General features: G+C 32.6%; 11 protein-coding genes. 7 read left to right on the forward strand and 4 right to left on the reverse strand.

Annotated features, from left to right (window positions below; genetic code table 11):
• Window positions 1-172 precede the first annotated feature (172 nt).
• The gene (locus NJT12_RS02440) at window positions 173-2,542 is read left to right on the forward strand and encodes a GAF domain-containing protein (RefSeq protein WP_271334347.1); all 2,370 of its coding nucleotides are present in this window, start codon (window positions 173-175) and stop codon (window positions 2,540-2,542) included.
• A 12-nt stretch (window positions 2,543-2,554) separates the two neighbouring features.
• Here the strand turns inward: NJT12_RS02440 and NJT12_RS02445 are convergent, their stop codons facing one another.
• Window positions 2,555-3,736, reverse strand: coding sequence for a Pycsar system effector family protein (locus NJT12_RS02445; RefSeq protein WP_271334348.1), 1,182 nt, complete (start codon window positions 3,734-3,736; stop codon window positions 2,555-2,557).
• Between the two features lie 26 nt (window positions 3,737-3,762).
• On the opposite strand from NJT12_RS02445, the gene NJT12_RS02450 reads away from it, so the two are divergent.
• Window positions 3,763-7,497: a metallophosphoesterase gene (locus NJT12_RS02450; protein WP_271334349.1), complete on the forward strand. Its 3,735-nt coding sequence runs from the start codon at window positions 3,763-3,765 to the stop codon at window positions 7,495-7,497.
• A 214-nt stretch (window positions 7,498-7,711) separates the two neighbouring features.
• Here NJT12_RS02450 and NJT12_RS02455 read toward each other — a convergent pair whose 3' ends face one another.
• Together NJT12_RS02455 and NJT12_RS02460 are read right to left on the reverse strand one after the other, a co-directional pair.
• Window positions 7,712-8,572 carry an SdiA-regulated/phytase-like domain-containing protein gene (locus tag NJT12_RS02455; RefSeq protein WP_271334350.1) on the reverse strand — a complete coding sequence of 287 codons (861 nt, stop codon included), beginning with the start codon at window positions 8,570-8,572 and terminating at the stop codon, window positions 7,712-7,714.
• A gap of 85 nt (window positions 8,573-8,657) precedes the next feature.
• Entirely contained in the window at window positions 8,658-9,710 is a 1,053-nt protein-coding gene (locus tag NJT12_RS02460; protein ID WP_271334351.1) for a hypothetical protein, read from the reverse strand.
• Window positions 9,711-9,805: 95 nt separating this feature from the next.
• On the opposite strand from NJT12_RS02460, the gene NJT12_RS02465 reads away from it, so the two are divergent.
• The 4 genes from NJT12_RS02465 to NJT12_RS02480 all read left to right on the forward strand — a co-directional run bounded on the left by NJT12_RS02465 (window position 9,806) and on the right by NJT12_RS02480 (window position 16,477).
• Window positions 9,806-10,714: an ABC transporter ATP-binding protein gene (locus NJT12_RS02465; RefSeq protein ID WP_271334352.1), complete on the forward strand. Its 909-nt coding sequence runs from the start codon at window positions 9,806-9,808 to the stop codon at window positions 10,712-10,714.
• Between the two features lie 7 nt (window positions 10,715-10,721).
• Complete coding sequence (locus NJT12_RS02470; protein ID WP_271334353.1) at window positions 10,722-11,558, forward strand: ABC transporter permease; 837 nt, start codon at window positions 10,722-10,724, stop codon at window positions 11,556-11,558.
• 72 nt (window positions 11,559-11,630) lie between these two features.
• On the forward strand, window positions 11,631-13,919 hold the full coding sequence (locus tag NJT12_RS02475; protein ID WP_271334354.1) for a T9SS type B sorting domain-containing protein: 2,289 nt from the start codon (window positions 11,631-11,633) through the stop codon (window positions 13,917-13,919).
• Window positions 13,920-14,035: 116 nt separating this feature from the next.
• Window positions 14,036-16,477 (forward strand): T9SS type B sorting domain-containing protein, encoded by a 2,442-nt coding sequence (locus NJT12_RS02480; RefSeq protein ID WP_271334355.1) that lies wholly within the window; start codon window positions 14,036-14,038, stop codon window positions 16,475-16,477.
• A 115-nt stretch (window positions 16,478-16,592) separates the two neighbouring features.
• Here NJT12_RS02480 and typA read toward each other — a convergent pair whose 3' ends face one another.
• Window positions 16,593-18,389 carry a translational GTPase TypA gene (gene typA, locus NJT12_RS02485; protein WP_271334356.1) on the reverse strand — a complete coding sequence of 599 codons (1,797 nt, stop codon included), beginning with the start codon at window positions 18,387-18,389 and terminating at the stop codon, window positions 16,593-16,595.
• Window positions 18,390-18,557: 168 nt separating this feature from the next.
• On the opposite strand from typA, the gene NJT12_RS02490 reads away from it, so the two are divergent.
• Window positions 18,558-20,267, forward strand: coding sequence for a PAS domain-containing sensor histidine kinase (locus tag NJT12_RS02490; RefSeq protein WP_271334357.1), 1,710 nt, complete (start codon window positions 18,558-18,560; stop codon window positions 20,265-20,267).
• Window positions 20,268-20,269: the final 2 nt, after the last annotated feature.

Below are 20,269 nucleotides of genomic sequence, written 5' to 3' on the forward strand. Positions count from 1 at the left end.
TTAATTCATCGTTTTATGCTTTATCAAAGTAAATAATTAGTCAAAATAATTCATCTTCCTGAAAAGACTGATTTAAAGCGATTAAAATCTATGGAACTATAAGCGAAAGAAATAATAAATTGGTGTACATTCTTAATATTTGCTTAATTTTGTAGTTAAAAAAAAACGGAACATGGATATTCATTTATATAAAGAAAGTCCCTTTACAACTATAATTTCATTTCATAAATTAATTGAAACGCTAGAAGAAATTGCTTTATCAAATGTTGATTACCGAGCCAACTACGCCACAGCCTTATTAAAACAAATAGAACCAATTCCTGAATTTAGAACTGGTATCCAGGATTTTTCGATTATTAAAAACAATGAAGCTTTAATTAAAAATTTATTAGCAGATTTGTTTCCGACTGCTTTAACTAATAATGAAATTAAAGCGGTTACGATTCCTTTTCAAAATATATCGTTTAATTATACAGATCGTTTCAAAAAAATCCTTCGCAATGCCGGAGATGAATTCTATATGGAAATTCGTGATTTCGACGATCATCAATTTTATATTAATAACTGTTGTCTAATTTTAGGCGTGTATTACAAACAAAAAATAGATTTCAACAAACCTTTTTTCTATGATATTCCGGATGAAGACGGGGTCGAAAAACACTATCGTATTCTATACAATGCAGATTTCATGGAAATTATTCCAAATGAAAACTCTCTTGATCTTACTCAGGATGATATTGATTTATTAATGGATAATTATGGAGATATTGAACTTTGGAAATCGAAATTCCCACCTGGAAGCTGGACTTTAAAAGGATTCGGAATTGTTTCTTTATTTGATGCAACGACTGAAAGTGCCATTTCTAATTTAAAAAGCAATTTACTCAAACCAGATGCTCAATCAGTGGCAACTGATGAAATAGTGACCAATATTTTTAAATCAATATTTAAAATTCCTGATCTAAAAGTAGGCTTTATCATCTATAATCCTGAAGAAGAAAAATTCATCAGACCCATAAAATTCGACAATCAGCTTCAGAGTTTCCTGCTTTCAAAAGATCAGGAAGTCGATTGCAAAAATGCTTTCTTCGGATGTTCATTTGAGAATTTATTAGATAATAAAGAACCTTTTATAATTTCTAACGTAAATAAATTCATTGAACAATCATCTAATAAAAAACTTGGCGAACATTTACTAAAACAAGGCATTCAGAGTTGTGTTTTTGCACCTGTTATCAAAGACGATCATTTATTAGGGATTGTTGAATTGGTTTCTAAAAATGTAATGGACTTAAATAGTGTCAACGCGACAAAACTCGAATTGGTACTTCCCTACTTAACAGATACAATCGATCGCTATAATACAGATATGCAGCATCAGATTGCATCTATTATTCAGCGTGAATACACGACAATTCATCCAAGTGTATATTGGAAATTCAAAAAAGAATCCCAAAATTATTTTCAGAATGCAAACCATACCAAAGATTATATTTTTAAAGAAATAGTCTTTAAAAATGTGTATCCTTTATATGGCCAAATCGACATCAAAGGCTCTTCTGAACATAGAAACGAAACGGTTAAAAAAGATCTTAAAAATCAATTAACAGCTCTATTAAAGATTTTCGAATCTCAGGATCCTAATACGAACTTAGTACTTCTGGAGCAAAGAAAATTTGAATTGGAATCTTTTCGAAATGATTTAGATTCTCCTTTAAAAGCAGATACAGAACAGTATATTCAACGTTATATCGAAGAAGAGATTCATCCTCTTTTAAAGAACACACCCGAAACTCAAAAGAGTAAAAAACTAGAGCGTCAGTATTTTGAAAGTCTTGACGAAAAAAGCGGCTTATTTTATCAGGAAAGAAAGAAATTTGATAATGCAATGTCTATTATCAATAAAAGACTGGCGACTATTTTAGATAAAAAGCAAATCGAAGCACAACAAATTTATCCACACTATTATGAGCGTTTTAAAACCGATGGTGTTGAGCATAATTTATATATAGGAGCCTCTATTGCGCCTACAAAACCTTTTGATATCATGTATTTGCACAACTTGCGTTTGTGGCAATTGCAGACTTTATGCGAAATGGAACTGGAGCATCATCAACTTAAGGAATCTTTGCCGTATGAGTTGGATGTAACTTCATTGATTTTGGTATTTAGTGCTGCGCTTTCGATCCGTTTTAGAATGGACGAAAAACGTTTTGATGTTGACGGAACTTATAATGCCCGATATGAAGTGGTAAAAAAACGTATTGACAAATCGAATATTAAAGGCACAAAAGAGCGTATTACAGAAAAAGAAAAGATTACGATTGTCTACTCTCAAAATAGCGAAGAGGCAGAATATCTAAAATACATCAAATATCTGCAGCACAAAAAAATCCTTGAACCATCAATTGAACAATTTGAGGTTGAAGATCTTCAGGGTGTTTCAGGCTTGAGGGCCATTCGTGTAAAAGTGATTAACAACAATACAAATCCGGTAAAACAAAAAATTACTTATCAGGACTTATTAGATGAGCTTAACTAATTATAGTTAAGCTTATTGAATAGTTTTAAATGCGATTACAAAAGCAACAACCGTCACAATGATTCCAATCATGAAAAAGTTGTAAGCAATACGCAATAAATTATATTTACGCTGTAGCACTAATCCCAGATAATATAAATCCTTGATCATGGTTGAGTATAAATAATCCCGATCTTTCATCATTTCATTCATTGCCCAGTCATACTCTTCTAAAGGCATTTTGTAGAAATTCCCAAAAAATAATAAATTTATCTTTTTAGCCTCGATATCTTCTCGGGTAAAAACTCCCGTCGTAACTTTTGGTCTTGTCGAAAGAATCGCAAAGATGATAGTAACGACACTAGAAATTAACATTATAAATGTTGGGATCACCAAATGCGCATTCTTCGGACTGTCTAATTTTGGAATAATAGATGAAAGTGCGATCGAAATAATAATTGCATTTACAGACAATAAAATATTCGCTTTACTATCAGCAATTCCGCTTAATCGCGTATGATTTCCCAGAGTAACACGAAACAAAGTATCTACGCCACGATCCGGTTTCTCTATTTTATCTTTCTTTTTATTTTCGTCTTCGATTTTATCTGCCGCTTTCTTTTGTTGCTTTTCAATTTTCTTTTGCACAAGTAGTAAGTTTTTCTCTTTTAAAGGTTGCCATTTTCTCAAGGCATAATCAGTATAGAACCGATGTTTGTTCATTAAAAAGTTTAAATTTTCTTTCGCCCATTCTGAATTCGAAAAATTTAAGTTCCAGGTATTTTTTAATTCAATACGCAATAACTCACAAGTAGTTGCATATTCATTTCCCATAAGGTGCGCAAAATCAGCATCTTTAATTATTTTTTCTAAATGAGTTTTTGGAATATACTCTTTTACCGTGGCCATAATTAAACTGGAAACGGTTGCAATAAACTCATCAGATTGCTCTTTTTCTTTCAAAAAAGCTGTTGCAATTTTCACACTTTCTTCTTCATGATTTTCATAACCTTCTACATATCCGGTGTCATGAAACCAAGCCGCAACAAGAAGCTTTTCTTTATCATTTTCTTTAACATCTTCTTTTTTACAGAGCTCTTTTACGGCATTTACTACCGATAAAGTATGGTTAAAATTATGATAAGAATATAAATTAGAAAGTTTATCTTTGAGTAAATTACTGACGAAATCTTCGGATTGTTCTATTAAATTCATAGAGAATATTTTTACACCACTAAATTATGAAATTGTTTTTGGATAATCATTTTATTACTAAAATTAAAAACTGTTCTTTAGCAATAGTTACATTATTACTTGCCTATTCCTGTGCGACGCATAAAGCACAATACGGGAAAAATGTGAGCGCTAACGAGACAGAAAACGCAACTGATACTATAAAAATTGCCCATACTCTTTATTTAGTTGGCGATGCAGGAAATGCAGATGAACTTCAAGCACAGCAAACACTTGAATTGTTGCATAAAAAATTAAAAAAAGCGAGCAAAAAATCGACTTTGATATTTTTAGGAGATAATATATATCCTAAAGGTTTTCCTGCTAATGATGATGCTTCAGAGAAGGCTTTGGCAGAAACAAAATTGACAAACCAATTAAAATTAACAGAAGGTTATCGAGGAAAAACAATCGTTATTCCCGGAAATCACGATTGGTATAACGGTATCAAAGGTCTTGAACGCCAGGCTGATTTTGTAACGAAATACCTAAATGATAAAAAATCATTCCTGCCAAGAAAAAGTTGTGCTATAGAAGATGTCAAAATCGACAGCACCACTACCATAATTACAGTTGATAGTGAGTGGTTTCTGGAAGACTGGGATAATCATCCTACAATTAATGACAATTGCGACATTAAAACCAGAGAAGATTTTTTTGATGAATTAGAAAGTCTTTTAAATAAAAATCAGGAAAAAACAGTTATTCTTGCTATTCATCATCCTTTGATGAGTAACGGAACTCATGGCGGACAATTCTCATTAGAGAAACAATTGTTTCCGTTAGAACAAAAAATACCATTACCCATAATTGGCTCTTTTATCAATTTATTGAGAAAAACATCCGGAGTAAGTCCGCAGGATATTCAGAACAAGCAATACACTATATATGCCAAGAGAATTAAAACGCTTTTGCAAAAGCAGAAAAATGTAATCGTCGTTTCCGGACACGATCACAATCTGCAATATGTTAACAAGGAAAACATTAAGCAAATTATTAGTGGTGCAGGATCAAAATCTGAAGCTGCCAGAGCTATAAATCCTACTGAATTCTCTTATGGAGGAAATGGTTATGCAACATTGACTTTATTTAAAAGCGGTGATGCAAAAGTGTCTTTCTACGGAAATGAAAACAACAAAGAAAAGCTGCTTTTTGAGCATGAAATCATTAAGGCAAAAGAAATTAATTGGGCTGCAAAAGTCGATAATAAATTCCCTGCAACGGTTACCACTTCAATCTATTCTGAAAAAATGACCCAGAAAAGTATTTTTCATAAATTCTTATTCGGAAATCATTACAGAAAATATTACAGCTTACCAATTGAAGCCAAAGTTGCAACCGTAGACACATTAATGGGTGGTTTGAAGCCTATTCGTGAAGGCGGAGGACATCAGTCAGTTTCTTTACGAATGTCAGATCCTAAAGGCAGAGAATATGTAATGCGTGCATTGAAAAAAAGTGCAACCGTATTTTTACAATCTGTTGCATTTAAAGATCAATATGTTGTTAACGATTTTGAAGATACATATGCCGAAAATTTCCTTTTGGATTTTTACACCACTTCTCATCCTTATACTCCTTTTGTGATAGGGAATCTGGCTGATCATTTAGGAATTTCCCACACAAATCCCATTCTATATTATATTCCGAAACAAAATGGCTTAAAAGAGTTTAATTCGAATTTTGGAGATGAATTATATATGGTTGAAGAAAGACCGGCTGATAATCATCTGGATGCGAAAAATTTTGGCAACCCGACTAATATTATTAGTACCGGTGATATGATGAAGAATCTTCATAAAGACGAGAAATACTCGGTTGATGAAAAAGAATATATAAAAGCACGTTTATTTGATATGCTTATTGGCGACTGGGACAGACACGATGATCAGTGGCGTTGGGGTGAATATAAAAAAGAGGGAAAGGTAGTTTACAAACCTATCCCGCGTGATCGTGATCAGGCTTTTTCAAAATATGACGGAACTTTGCTTTCGTTGTTAATGAACATTCCTGCGCTTCGCCATATGCGTAGTTTCAAAAAAGAAATCGATAATGTAAAATGGCTTAACAGGGAACCATATCCAATGGATTTGGCTTTCCTGAAAACTGCCGAAGAAAAAGACTGGATTGCCCAGGCGAAATATATTCAGGAAAACTTATCAGACAGTGATATCGATAATGCATTTAAAAGCCTTCCAAAAGAAGTTCAGGATGAAACGATTGAAGATATCAAACGAAAATTAAAAAACAGAAAAAAGGAACTTCAAAAATATGCTTCGAAATATTTTGATGTTTTGAGTCGTACTGTAATGCTTGCGGGAACAGATAAAAAAGATAAATTCATAATTAATCATGATGCTCATAAAAGTATCGAAATCAAAGCATACCGAATTAAAAAAGACGGTGATGAATTGGTATACACTAAAAAAGTGACTGATGCCAAAACTAAAAATTTATGGATTTATGGTTTAGATGACAATGATGTATTTGAGGTTGTTGGGAATCATAAATCAAAAATTAAAATTCGTTTAATTGGTGGTCAGAACAATGATACTTACAACATTGAAAACGGAAAAAGAGTTATTGTCTATGATTTTAAATCAAAACAAAACACTTATAATCTTGACGCTAAGACTAAAACAGAATTGACTGATGATTATGATGTGAATTTATACAATTACGAAAAACCAAAGTATAATGTGATATCAGGATTACCAAACATTGGTTATAATCCTGACGATGGTGTAAAAATGGGTGTAAATTTAAATTATACCGTTAACAATTTCAAACAGAATCCCTATACACAAAGACACGTTTTAAACGCATTCTATTATTTTGCAACAGGAGGTCTTGAATTTAATTATGCTGCACATTTCCCGGGATTATTGGGTAAATGGGTTATTGATGTTGACTCTCAATATACAACTCCAAATTTTGCAATAAATTATTTTGGATATGGAAATGAAACGGTAAATAATACTGATGCCTTTGGGATGGATTATAACCGTGTTCGTATTCAGAAATTTAATGTTTCAGGAGCGATCAGGCATGTTGGCAGATACGGAAGCGAATTTAGCTTTCAGCCTATGTTACAACAAATGAGGGTCGAAGAAACTAAGGACAGGTTTATTGACGCACCAAATATTATAAACCCAAATGTTTTTGACAGTCAGGTATATGGTGGGGCAAAAATTAAATATTCGTTTAAAAATGCTGACTTTGCTGCAAAACCTACATTAGGAATGGCTTTTATGGTTTCCGCAGCCTGGATGGCGAATTTAAGTGATTCTAAACAAAACTTTCCAACTATAGAAAGCTACTTAGGTTTTACGCATAAAATCGACCATAACGGCAAATTAGTACTGGCTTCTATCGTAAAAGGAAAAGCTATTTTAAATAATAACTATGAGTTTTACCAAGGGGCAACTTTAGGCGGCGATACTGATTTACGTGGTTATAGAAATGAACGCTTTTTAGGAAGTTCGTATTTTTCTCAAAGTACGGATTTACGACTGAGCATTGGTAAAATTCAAAAAACAATTGCGCCTTTGACTTACGGAATCCTTGGTGGTTTTGACTATGGAAGAATATGGCTTGATGGTGAAAGTTCCAGAAAATGGCACCAGGATTATGGTGGCGGACTTTGGATTAATGCTATCAATGTTCTGACAGCAAGAATATCTTATTTTAAATCTCCTGACGAAGAAGGCAGGGTGATTTTTGGAGCTGCATATAGCTTTTAGTAACGTACTGAGGTGCTAAGCTGTTAAGCTTCTAAGTATTTTTTTAGCTTAGGGTAAAAGCAGCAAAGATTTTAGCCACGAATTTCACTAATATATAATTTATGGAGATTCGTGAAATTCGTGCCAAACTTTTTTATTCTTAATTTGTTTTGTCAGTTGAAACTTCTTTTTGTAAAGCTTAATGACTAGAAGCTTAGCAACTCAGAACCTTAAATTACTTTAATTTAAACTCGTAAACGTTCCCTCCTACTTTTTTTGTTTTTTCGTCGGCGATCAGTAATGTATTGTTGTCTTTAAAAACAACTGCTTCTTTTTGCGAATAGTGATTTAGTTTTATTTCTGTTTGAGTTCCTTTGTGAAACAAATCATCTTTGAAACCAGTAAATAAAACAATCTTATCATGACTTAATAAAACTACTTTTTTTCCATCAGGACTAATTGTTGCTCCGGTTAACACACAATGACTGTAATTATCACAGGTTTTAAATTCACCAATTTTAGTCGCTTTTTGAGTTCCTGCAGCATTTAATATTTTATAAACAAAAGCTGTTCCGTCAAAATCTTTGCTTCGGTTTTTAGTAAAAAGGTAAAAATAATTTCCATGTTCAAAAAAACCTTCAACATCAAAGAACATTTCTTTTTTCTTTGGCGGAAATTCAGTTTGTTCCGGATATGAGAAAGAAATTTTATATTCGGCCACAGCAAGATCTTTATTCAATTGGTCTTTATTCACTTTATAAATACACAAATCTTTGCGTTCATTATCATTGTTTCCAAAATCTCCAATATAGATATTGCCGCTTTTATCTTTTGTAATATCCTCCCAATCTACATTTGTAGCGTTAGAAATGGTGATAGTTTTAGCCAATTTACCTTCTGAATTAATAGCGTAGATTGCATTTTTATTTCCACTGTCTTCTAAAGTATAAATTAAATTTGTCTCTGGAAAATAGGTAATTCCAGAAACCTCCTTTAATTTTTTAGGAAGCGCATAAAGTGTCTTAAAATCAGTATTTGATTGTTGCTGACAAGCCAGTAAAGCAATAGAAACCCCAAGTAAAAAAAACTTTTTCATAATATTATTTTTATTTTCAATCATATAATATAATTTAAAAACATTACGTTGATATGAACTTATTTAACTTATATGGTTAATAATTTTAAATCAAATTTGTGTTTTTAAAGTTGCGCGTGATAAACTCAAACGCTGCATACATAATATGCCCCATTGATTTGGCATTTTTAAACTTCATATCATTTGTATAACGGTACAATTCCATTTTTAGTTGATTCAAATGCTCTTCGGTCGAAATAGTATCGTGACACATTATATTCAATAGTTTTTTGATTCTGTTTTCTGCAGAATGAATACGTTTAGCAAGAATTGCTCTTTCTTCGTCTTTGTATTGAATAATAGATCGGTCTTCTAATTTTTCTTTGATCAGTTGTATCATAGGATAATTTTCCTTGAAAAACTGGGGACGATAAACTTTAAAATTCCCTTCGTAACATTGTTGGTCAAAATCAATTGGACGAATTTTATAAACTACCTGATCAAAATCGTGAATTGGCACAATCACATAATTATAAGCTCGCATATCGCCCAAAAGTCTGATCATACAACGTTCATTAAACTTCACGAACTCTTTTGCAATCTGGGATTTTTCAGTCTCGGTGCAATTATGCAACAAAGTGTCCATAAAAACATCACCCGGAATCCCTATAATATGTTCCTCGATTAAAGTGTCTTTGTAGACCAAGAAGTTAATTTTATCAGGCGAAAGAATATCCTCTAATTCCAGTCCGTAAATTCTCGAGGCATCAGCTTTTTTAATATAGAAATGAACATAATTATCATTGAGAATATTTCGAACTTTAATTCTAAAAGGTTTTGAGTTTCCAAAAGTGCAATAATCAATCGCATCAACATTCAGGAACTGGATGATCTCGCTATTTCCGTCAGAATGCAAAAGCGAATAGATTTTTTTCAGATTTAAGTCAATTTCGCTTCTTTCGAATTCATTATAATAAACCCTAATCCACAAAGTATCCGTTTCATTTTTATCATATACATTTACAGAACCTGAAAATCGCAATAAATCATCATAGAAGACAGACACTTTCGAAATGCGCTCGTATCTTTCTAAATAACTTAAAAGCGATGGTATTAAGGGATAAGATGGTTTTTTTAAAACCATTAAAGGTTCACTCATTTTGAATATCTTTATTACAAATTTACATTAAATAAAATTTAGCGTAACAATATACAGACTGAATCGTCATACTAAAAACTAAAACTGAAATAAATTTGGAAACCATACTTACTATTGAGAATCTTCATAAAAGATACGGGCGAATTCAAGCCTTAAAAAATGTTTCTTTTGAAATACAAAAAGGCCGCGTTTATGGCATTTTAGGACCAAACGGAAGCGGTAAATCGACCACGTTAGGGATTGTTTTAAATGTTGTAAACCGTACATCAGGAAGTTACAGCTGGTTTGGAGGAAAAGTTCAGACTCACGAAGCCCTAAAAAAAGTTGGGGCTATTATAGAAAGACCTAACTTTTACCCGTACATGACTGCCGAAGAAAACCTGAAATTGGTTTGTAAAATAAAAAGTATCAATTATGCTAAAATCAACGAAAAACTTGATTTAGTAGGTTTAACCGAAAGAAAAGAGAGCAAATTCAGCACTTTTTCTTTAGGAATGAAACAACGTCTTGCGATTGCATCAGCCCTTTTAAACGATCCCGAAATTTTGATTTTAGACGAACCTACAAATGGTTTAGACCCTCAGGGAATTCATCAGATTCGTGATATCATCAAAAAAATAGCTTCGCAGGGAACTACAATCTTACTTGCTTCGCATTTATTAGATGAAGTCGAAAAAGTTTGCTCGCATGTAATTGTTTTACGAAAAGGCGAAATTCTTTACTCAGGTTCAGTAGATGCCATGTCTGCAAACGAAGGCTTTTTTGAAGTTATGGCAGATGATAATACTACACTAAAAAGTATCCTGATAACACACGCAGCAATAGACAGAATTGCAGAAGAAGACGGGAAAATTTTGGTTTATTTAAAATCAGATTTATCAGCATCAGAACTCAATCAGTTTTTATTTTCTAAGAATATTACATTAAATCATTTAGTAAAACGTAAAAACAGTTTAGAAGCTCAATTTTTAGAATTAACCAAAAACACCACTACCAAAAACTAACTAAGCCATGAACAGACTTCTCTCTATAGAATTACAAAAAATCTGGAAAAACAAAGCCAGCCGTGTCCTTACTTTAACTTATTTCATATTACTTTCGTTCATTGCATTAATTGCTTCAATAAAGTTTGATATAGGACCAATTCATATCGACCCATCCGAAATGGGAATTTTTAATTTTCCGTTTATCTGGCATTTTACTACTTATTTTGCAGCAGTGCTTAAATTTTTTCTGGCCATAGTTATTGTATCCATGATGGCCAATGAATATAGCTACGGTACTTTGAAACAAAATCTAATTGATGGCTTAAGCAAAAAAGAATTTATTTTATCTAAATTTCTAACTGTTGTCCTTTTTTCTTTAGTCTCTACTGTTTTCGTTTTTATTATGAGTTTAATCCTCGGATTGTGTTTTTCATCCTATAATGAATTTGGCATAATTTTCAGTGATTTGGACTACCTGTTGGCTTTTTTCGTAAAATTATTAGGATTCTTTTCTTTTTGCCTTTTTCTGGGAATTTTAGTCAAAAGATCTGCATTTGCACTTGGTTTTTTATTAGTCTGGGTATTTATCGAATCAATAATAAAAGGTCTTTTAGTTTTTAAAATCTTCCCAAATAGCAATACAGGCTCGTATATCACACAATTTCTTCCTTTAGAGGCAATGTCAAACTTAATTGTTGAACCTATTTCAAGATTACAATTGATAAAAACCATTGGCACACAAATGGGCGTTGAAAATACTAAAGATTATAGTGTACATTATTTCTCGATTTTAATCGTTTTGGTCTGGACATTTTTATTTATTTACTTTTCTTACAAACTATTAAAAAATAGAGATTTATAGTATATTTGCTACGCTATGAATTATTTTAAAGTTTTTTCCTTTGTTTTGTTTTTCTGCTGTTCATCCGTAAAGATGAATGCGCAAAATATTACCGTAGATGATACAAGAACTCCCCAACAGCTTATTGAGAATACTTTAGTAAACAGCTCTTGTGCTGCTGTTTCAAACTCAACAGGCAACGGAGATACATTTAGGCCAGGGAAGCAAAGTTTTGCTTATTTTAATAGAAATGGAAGCAGTTTTCCTTTTGAGGAAGGCGTAGTATTACTAACGTCAACAAGTCAAAGTGCGGTTGGACCATTTGTTAGCAATGCTAACGACGGTCAGGATGACAATACTGGATGGGGACGTGATAGCGATCTGGACGATATACTGGGAATCACTTCTGTAAATACTACAGTTTTAGAATTTGATTTTATAGCTTACACAAGTTCCCTGAGTTTCAATTATATTTTTGCTTCAAATGAATATCAATATAATTATCCTTGCGACTATTCTGATGGATTTGCTTTTTTAATCAAAGAAACCGGAACTACTGATCTTTACAAAAATTTAGCCGTATTACCCAATACAAATACCCCCGTTTCTTCTGTAAATATTCGCCCAAAAATTGAACCTGGAGTAAGACCGGGCGGCATTGCTTACACAGGCTGCGAGGCTTCAAACCTAAATTATTTTAATGGAACAAATGGCAGTACAAGTCCGGTAAATTACGCTGGGCAAACTGTAGTTATGACCGCAGAAGGCACAGTGGTTGCAGGAAAAACATATCATGTAAAATTGGTAATTGGTGATGCTACGATTAAGTTGCAAAATTCAGCTATTTTTCTTGAAGCCGGGAGTTTTGCTTCAAAAATTGTACTTGGAGGAGATCGTACCATAGCTACTAATAATCCTGCATGTTTTGGAGAAAAGATTATTTTAGACAGCAAACTAACAGCTGCTGATTATAATTTTAAATGGTCAAAAAAAAGTGATCCTACAGTTACTTTGGGTACAAATTCAACTTTTGAGGTTACAGATGCCGGAAATTACATAGTAGAAGCCACTGTAAAAGGCACAACATGTATATTATCCGGGCAAATTAAAATTGAGTATGCTCCCGAAATTCTATCAACTAATACGACCTTACTACAATGTGATGCTGATACAGACGGAATTACAGTTTTTAATTTAACAAAAGTTGACAATATCGTCAAGAATAATGTAGCAGAGAACCTTAATAAAGGATATTATGAATCATTAATTGATGCTCAGGCAAAAACAAATCTAATAGGAACACCTCAGAATTATACAAATAAAATTCCTGACCAAATTCTTTTCGCCAGAATTGAAAACCAATACGGCTGTTTTAAAATTGCCGAAGTAAAATTACAAGTTCCCACCACAGCAATTCCGGATCAAAATCCAATTGCGACTTGCGACGGAGATGACAAACAAGATGGTTTTTATCAATTTGATTTTAGTGCAGAAGTTACTCCACAAATTTCAGCAGGTTTACCCGGAGGATTAGTTTTTAATTATTACTTAAATACTAATGACGCATTAAATGATATGAATGTTCTACCAAACATCTTTAAAAATACCGTTGCTTTTAACCAAATTATTTATGCTAAAGCCACGAACGGAGCCGATTGTTTTGATATTACTCCAATTACTCTTGTTGTAAATACTTTTGATCCTCCAAGTTTTCAGGATGAATCAATATATTTATGTAAAGGAGAAAATACAACACTAACTGTTGCTACAGGTTTTACCAGTTATTTATGGAGTACAGGAAGTACTGCCAATTTCATCACCGTAAATTCTGCCGGTGATTATTCCGTAGTTGTAACAGATGTAAACGGTTGTGAAAAAACGAAAAAATTTAAGGTAACTTTATCTGAACCTGCTTTAATAACCGAAACTGTTGTTAAAGATTTTTCAGGGGTTGATAACTCCGTTTTAATAAAATATACCGGAAGCGGTAATTACGAATTTTCTTTAGATGGAAATGTTTTTCAGGATGATCCGTTGTTCACTAACGTAAAACCGGGAATCTATAATGCAATTGCGAGAGATAAAAATGGTTGTGGATTGTCTAATTCACTTATTACTTATGTTCTGGACTATCCAAGGTTTTTTACTCCAAACGGAGATGGCTATAATGATTTATGGCTTATCACAAACATAGATAAGCTTCCTGATTATAAAATCTATATTTTTGATCGTTATGGCAAATTTTTAAAACAGATGGATCAAAATAGCAGTGGCTGGAATGGTCTTTATAATGGCCAGCAGTTACCCGCAGACGATTATTGGTTTACTTTAGAATTTGTAGACGGCAAGACTGTGAAAGGACATTTTAGTTTAAAAAGATAATTTTTTTGATTTTAAAAAATATTGATTCTGCAAAATATTAAGAATTGAAATAAACATTTTTTTACAAATAACCAAAAATAACTGATTTATCTTATATTTACATCTTACTTAACAAGATGGGACCATTTAAATTATCATTTTTTTTATTTTTTATTTCAATACATTTTTACGCACAAAATGATTGCACTGATGCAATTACTGTCTGCGGAAATTCAGGGTTTCAGGGTTTATCTGTTAGTGGATACGGGAATGTTAATGAGTTTTCTTTTTCAAACAGTTGCATGCAACGTGAAAATAATAGCATTTGGCTAAAACTTTCTATTAAAACCGCAGGAACTTTAGGGTTTATTCTAAAACCGGACAGCACAAATCTAAATGAAGATTTTGATTTTATAATCTTTGGACCCAATGCAACATGCAACGCTCTTGGCAATGTATTGAGATGCTCAAGCACAAATCCGTTAGAGGCACAACTTAGTAATAATTACACCGGAATGACCGGCACAGCTACAGATATCTCTCAAGGTCCGGGACAAAATGGGAACGGCTATGTTAAGTGGATAAATGTTAATCCCGGCGAATCTTATTTTCTTGTCATTGACAGACCAATAGGAACCAGTAATTTTTCACTGGACTGGCTCGGAACAGCAACTTTTAATACTCCTCCGGATCTGAATGTCTTAAATCATACTGCTCTTAACATGGAAGACGCAGATATCAGCGGGACTGAAAATCAATCGTTAACTTTTGATTTAACGAAGAACAACGCTACAATAATTGGAGGACAATCTGATGTCAAAGTAACTTTTCATTTATCTTCTAATGATGCCATAACAAATTTAAACCCTATTGCAAATCCAACGCAATATAAAAACATTCAGAATACGCAGATCATTTTTACCCGAATTACGAACACTATAACTAATTGTTACAATTGGACATCTTTTACTATTAAAGTTAGCGACAAGGTTATTTTCCCGAAAAACAAATACGAAACCTGTGATGAGAATGATGCAAATGGTAAAGATGGAAAAACAAAAATAGATTTAAACAAAGTTACGGCTGCCATTTTTGATAATAAAAATGTATCTAACCTGACCATTAATTATTATTTCTCAGAAAATGATGCAAAAAACAATACTAATCCAATATTAAATAATTTTATAAATAATATCCCTTTTGAACAATCGCTCTTTATCGCAGCCTTTAGCGAGAAACTAAGCCGTTCTATACAAGAAATTAAATTAATTATAAATCCTCTTCCTGACATTATAAATTACACATTGGTACAATGTGAAACAGGAATATCCCCAAAAGGTTTGTCTCTTTTTAATTTAAATGAAGCTAATTCGGCTTTTAATACGAGTCCGGATGTTACAACAACTTATCATATAAGTAATGAAGATGCTTTAGACAATAAAAATCCTTTAAACGCCACGTATACAAATATCAGTAATCCGCAAACAATATTTGCACGCAATACAAATCAAAATACTACTTGCGCCACCATTAATAATTTGACATTGAAGGTGAATGCAATTTCAGAAACAGTATACAGCTTAGATCCTGCTTGTGACGATGATGGCACTGAAGACGGATTATACAGTTTCGATTTAACAAAATCAAACATACCAATTCCGGCCAGCCAAACTTTAAAATATTACTCAAACGAGAATGATGCCTTATTAGAACTTAACCCAATTCAAAATCCTGCATCTTATCACAATGAAACTCCCTATAATCAAGATGTATTCGCCCGAATTGAAGAAGGAAATGATTGTTATGCAATCAGCAAAATTAGATTAGAAGTAAACAGACTTCCTAATCTTAAAACAAATACGACTACAAATGTATGCGAAGATAACCCGGCATATTCTACAATTTTAGAAGCAGGATTATTAGATAGCACTACTTCGTCCAGTGATTTTACTTACCAATGGAAAAAAGATGGTGTAGAAATACCAAACAAAATTACTTCAAGTTTAGAAGTAAATAAAACCGGCATTTATGAAGTGACGGTAAGAAACAAATCAAACTGCACAAAAACAAGGACTACTGAAGTTACTGCATCAAATCTTGCAAAAATTCTAAGTATTGATATTGAAGATTTAATGATGGGCGATTCTAATAAAATAACTATAAATATTGTTGGAAAAGGAGATTACGTATACAGTCTTGACACACCAAATGGTCCTTATCAAGAGTCAAACGTTTTCGAAAATATAACTTCAGGTATTCATGAAGTTTACGTAAATGATAAAAAAAATTGTGGTACAACAAATAAGATAGTTGCCGTCATTGGTGCTCCAAAATTTTTTACGCCAAATAACGATGGTTATAATGATTACTGGAATATTAGCGGACTTACTGCTACAAATAAAAATGCCACTATTTATATTTATGACCGCTTCGGGAAATTATTAAAACAAATTCGTCCGTTAGATCCAGGATGGGACGGGCTATTTACCGGAAATCCTCTTCCGGCAGATGATTATTGGTATACATTAAAACTAGAAGATAACCGGGAAGTAAAAGGTCATTTTAGTTTAAAAAGATAATCGCTATAAAATTCTAAATATTTAATAACAGATTCTCGAATATCAGTACGGGATCAAAAAAAATCCCAAACTCCTTAATTGGAATTTGGGATTTTTATATTGAAATTTAAATTTATTAGAATTTAAATCTTTTTCTATCAGTTTCTGTCAAATAGATTTTTCTCAAACGAATAGATTTTGGTGTAACCTCTACATATTCATCTTTTTGAATATACTCTAAAGCTTCTTCAAGAGAGAAAATAATTGGTGGGATGATTCTTGCTTTTTCATCATTTCCAGAAGAACGAACGTTAGATTGTTTTTTCTCTTTAGTTACGTTTACACACATATCATCGGCACGAGAGTTTTCTCCAATTACCTGACCTTCGTAAATTTCAGCATTTGGTTCAACAAAAAACTTACCACGATCTTGTAATTTATCGATAGAATAAGGAATCGCTTTTCCTTTTTCCATAGAGATCAATGAACCTTTGTTACGTCCAGAAATTTCTCCTTTGTATGGCTCATATCCTATAAAACGGTGTGCCATAATAGCCTCACCTGCTGTTGCAGTAAGTAATTGATTACGCAATCCAATAATTCCACGAGATGGAATATTAAATTTCACAATCATACGTTCCCCTTTAGTTTCCATAGAAAGCATTTCTCCTTTACGCAATGTAACGAATTCAACTGCTCTTCCTGAAAGATTTTCTGGCAAATCGATTGTCAATTCTTCAATTGGCTCACATTTTTTACCATCAATTTCTTTGATGATAACTTGTGGCTGACCAATTTGTAACTCATACCCTTCTCTTCTCATTGTTTCAATAAGAACAGATAAGTGAAGTACTCCACGACCAAAAACCATGAATTTATCAGCAGAATCAGTTTCACCTAACTTCATAGCTAAGTTTTTCTCTAATTCTTTTGTCAATCTTTCTCTAATATGACGAGAAGTTACAAATTTACCCTCTTTACCAAAGAATGGTGAATCGTTGATTGTAAACAACATACTCATTGTAGGCTCATCAATTGCGATAGTTTGTAAAGCTTCAGGATTTTCAGAATCGGCGATTGTATCTCCAATTTCAAAACCTTCAACTCCAATAATAGCACAAATATCTCCAGCGATTACTTCTTGTACTTTTTTACGGCCTAAACCTTCAAAAGTATGTAATTCTTTAATACGTGATTTTATAACTTTACCATCTCTTTTTACCAAAGAAATTGGCATACCTTCTGTCAATACACCTCTTTCAAGACGACCAATAGCGATACGACCTGTAAATGCAGAGAAATCTAAAGATGTAATCAACATTTGTGGTGTTCCTTCAGATACTTTAGGAGCCGGTACGTTTTTGATAACCATATCCAATAATGCTTCAACATTATCAGTTACGTTTTCCCAATGATCAGACATCCAGTTGTTTTTAGCAGAACCATAAACAGTTGGAAAATCTAATTGCTCTTCTGAAGCACCTAATTCAAACATTAAGTCAAAAACTTTCTCATGAACTTCTTCAGGAGTACAGTTTTCCTTATCAACTTTATTGATAACTACACAAGGCTTAAGACCTAAATCAATAGCTTTTTGTAATACAAAACGCGTTTGTGGCATTGGACCTTCAAAAGCATCAACTAGCAAACATACACCATCGGCCATGTTTAATACACGTTCTACTTCTCCTCCAAAATCGGCGTGACCAGGAGTATCGATAATATTGATTTTTGTTCCTTTATATTGAACTGATACGTTTTTTGAAGTAATAGTAATACCTCTCTCACGCTCTAAATCGTTATTATCAAGAATTAAATCACCTGTGTTTTCGTTGTCACGAAATAACTGACAGTGATACATAATTTTATCAACCAAAGTGGTTTTACCGTGATCGACGTGGGCAATAATTGCAATATTTCTAATAGATTCCATCTGAGATTTTTAATGGGTGCAAAGGTACACTTTATTTTGATATAAAAAACGTTTCTGCGATAGTTTGCGTCTAGACAAGTAATTAGTTCATCAAAACAACGTAAATTTTACCATCGAAATGAACTTTCCTTATTGTTTAATTATAGTTAATTTAACTATATTTGAGTAATGAAAAGTAAAACTCTCCAAATTACTCTAGTTTACGTTATCATATCGCTAATTGTGGCTATAATCTGCCATAAAATACTTACTACCTACTTTTCTAAGATAGAATACTTTTATTTATTTGTTATAAAAGACGTCCTTTTTATACTCATTACAGGATTAATTTTCAGATACATACTATCGAAAAATGAAAAGAAAAACATCTCTATTTTCGAAAAATTAAAAAAAACAAATGAAGAGATCAAAGAATCGAACGAAAAATATGACATTGTTGCAAAAGCGACTAGCGACACTATTTGGGATTGGAAAATTCAGGAAGACAGTATTAATTGGAACAAAGGAATCGAAAGCGTATTTGGATATAATCCCGCAGATGTAGGAAACACATCAAAATGGTGGTTTGATAAAATTCATCCTGAAGACAGTATCAGAATGTCTATCAAATTATATTCATTTATTGAACAAAAAACTGAAAAATGGCAGGATCAGTATCGCTTTAGATGTGTTGACGGAAGCTATAAATACGTACTTGACCGGGGGTTTTTATTGAAAGATGAAAACGGAAGAGCCATTAGAATGATTGGAGCAATCCAGGACATTACCAAACAAAAAGAAGAAGAACAACGATTAAAACTTCTGGAAACTGTAATCACACAATCTAAAGATTCTATTCTAATTACAGAAGCGAATTCAACAGATCGTAAAATCCCTAAAATAGTATATGTAAATCCCGCTTTTTCACAAATGTCCGGATATCTCTCTCATGAAATAATTGGGAAATCTCCAAATATTTTCAAAGGACCAAAATCAGACTCAGAAGAATTAAAAAAACTATTAAGAGCAATAAAGAATAAAGAAGAATGCTTAATAGAAACCATTAGTTATACCAAGAAAAAAGAAGAATATTGGGTTCGATTTTCAATGATCCCCATTTTTAATAATGAAGGATCAATTTCGCACTGGATTTCTATACAGCGAGACATAACAGATGAAAAAAAATTAGAAACAGAAAAAGAACATCTTATCAGGGAACTAACCCAAAACAACAAGGATTTAAAACAGTTCTCCTATATAACATCACACAACCTGAGAGCGCCTTTATCCAATTTAATCGGACTATTAAATTTAATAGAAGATATTCCTGTTGAAGATCCGGAACTTCAGGAAATCCTTGCCGGCTTTACCAAATCAACACATTTATTAAACGAAACCATAAATGATCTGGTAAAAGTCATCATCATCAAAGACAATCCTTCTATGCAAAAAGAAGAAGTTTCTTTAAAAGAAGTTTTTGAGAATGTCTTTAGCCAATTGTCTTTCCAGATAGAATTACACAAACCGATAATTAAATTAAATTTCGAAAAAGTTCCACTGCTAAACACAAACAAGGCTTACATCGAAAGCATCTTACTTAACCTACTGACTAACTCCTTAAAATACAAATCGGAAAACAGGAAATTAAAGATATCGATTACCGCCGAACAAATAGATCACAAAGCTATCTTAACTTTTAAAGATAACGGAATTGGAATTGATCTGGACAGGAATCGAGACAAAGTTTTTGGCCTCTATCAACGATTTCACAATTATCCTGACAGCAAAGGACTAGGCTTATACCTTGTAAAATCACAAGTAGAAACTATGGGAGGAACAATAACCATTGAAAGCGAAGTCAATAAAGGCACAACATTCACAATAACATTCAAAAATTAATT

Source organism: Flavobacterium azizsancarii, assembly GCF_027980145.1.
Lineage (GTDB): Bacteria > Bacteroidota > Bacteroidia > Flavobacteriales > Flavobacteriaceae > Flavobacterium > Flavobacterium azizsancarii.

Coding starts and splice junctions, on each gene's coding strand:
- NJT12_RS02440 (WP_271334347.1), top strand. CDS start 173: ATGGATATTCATTTATATAAAGAAAGTCCCTTTACAACTATAATTTCA.
- NJT12_RS02445 (WP_271334348.1), bottom strand. CDS start 3,736: ATGAATTTAATAGAACAATCCGAAGATTTCGTCAGTAATTTACTCAAA.
- NJT12_RS02450 (WP_271334349.1), top strand. CDS start 3,763: ATGAAATTGTTTTTGGATAATCATTTTATTACTAAAATTAAAAACTGT.
- NJT12_RS02455 (WP_271334350.1), bottom strand. CDS start 8,572: ATGAAAAAGTTTTTTTTACTTGGGGTTTCTATTGCTTTACTGGCTTGT.
- NJT12_RS02460 (WP_271334351.1), bottom strand. CDS start 9,710: ATGAGTGAACCTTTAATGGTTTTAAAAAAACCATCTTATCCCTTAATA.
- NJT12_RS02470 (WP_271334353.1), top strand. CDS start 10,722: ATGAACAGACTTCTCTCTATAGAATTACAAAAAATCTGGAAAAACAAA.
- NJT12_RS02475 (WP_271334354.1), top strand. CDS start 11,631: ATGAATGCGCAAAATATTACCGTAGATGATACAAGAACTCCCCAACAG.
- NJT12_RS02480 (WP_271334355.1), top strand. CDS start 14,036: ATGGGACCATTTAAATTATCATTTTTTTTATTTTTTATTTCAATACAT.
- typA (WP_271334356.1), bottom strand. CDS start 18,389: ATGGAATCTATTAGAAATATTGCAATTATTGCCCACGTCGATCACGGT.
- NJT12_RS02490 (WP_271334357.1), top strand. CDS start 18,558: ATGAAAAGTAAAACTCTCCAAATTACTCTAGTTTACGTTATCATATCG.